Annotated in this window: 1 pseudogene; it reads right to left on the bottom strand. The window is 60.6% G+C overall.

What is annotated here, in order from left to right:
• Nucleotides 1-703: pseudogene (trbL, locus tag EN991_RS38280) on the bottom strand (P-type conjugative transfer protein TrbL); the annotation flags it as partial.
• Nucleotides 704-808 lie beyond the last annotated feature (105 nt).

Below are 808 nucleotides of genomic sequence, written 5' to 3'. Positions count from 1 at the left end.
ATTGTGGGCTGTTCGGCGCCGAAGCCGCGGGTGAACTCGCCAAAGAGACCCGAGCCGATGCCGACGATGACGGCGAGGACGAGGATCTTCACGCCGGAGGCGACGATGTTGCCGAGCACTTTTTCGGCGAGAAAGGCAGTCCTGCTGAACAGTGCGAAGGGGATCAGCACGAAGCCGGCAAGTGTCGTCAGCTTGAATTCGATCAATGTGACGAAGATCTGGACGGCGAGGATGAAGAAGGCGATCAGCACGATCGCCCAGGCGGTCATCAGCACCGCGATCTGGACGAAATTCTCAAAGAACGAGACGTAGCCCATCAGCTGGCTTGCGGCTTCGAGGATCGGATTGCCGGCACGATGCCGACCTGCGCAACGCGTCCCGGCTGCAGGAGGGCGGAACCCGAAAGTGCCGATCCCCCGGCTTTCAAGCCAAGTCCGGAAAAGCTTTCGAAGACGATGCCGGCGAGACGGTTGAAGTTGCCGATGATGAAGGCGAAGAAGCCTATATAGAGCGTCTTCTTCACCAACCGGTGCAGTACGTCCTCGTCCGCCCCCCAAGCCCAGAACAGGCCGGCGAGCGTGATGTCGATGACGATCAGGGTGGAGGTGAGGAACGCGACTTCCCCGCCGAGAAGGCCAAAGCCTGAATCGATGTAGCGGGTAAAAGTCTCCAGGAAGCGGTCGATGACGCCGGTGTCGTTCATGGCGCCACCCCGCTCTGGTGATGGTCTTCCGTACCCGGCGCGGTCGATGGCTGAAGCGGCAGAAGCCGGCTCTGGTCCTTGTCAACCGAGGGATCCGCATAAGGT

The sequence above is a fragment of the Mesorhizobium sp. M7A.F.Ca.US.005.03.2.1 genome (assembly GCF_003997795.1).
Lineage (GTDB): Bacteria > Pseudomonadota > Alphaproteobacteria > Rhizobiales > Rhizobiaceae > Mesorhizobium > Mesorhizobium ciceri.
This window is presented reverse-complemented; position numbering and strand designations above follow the sequence as displayed.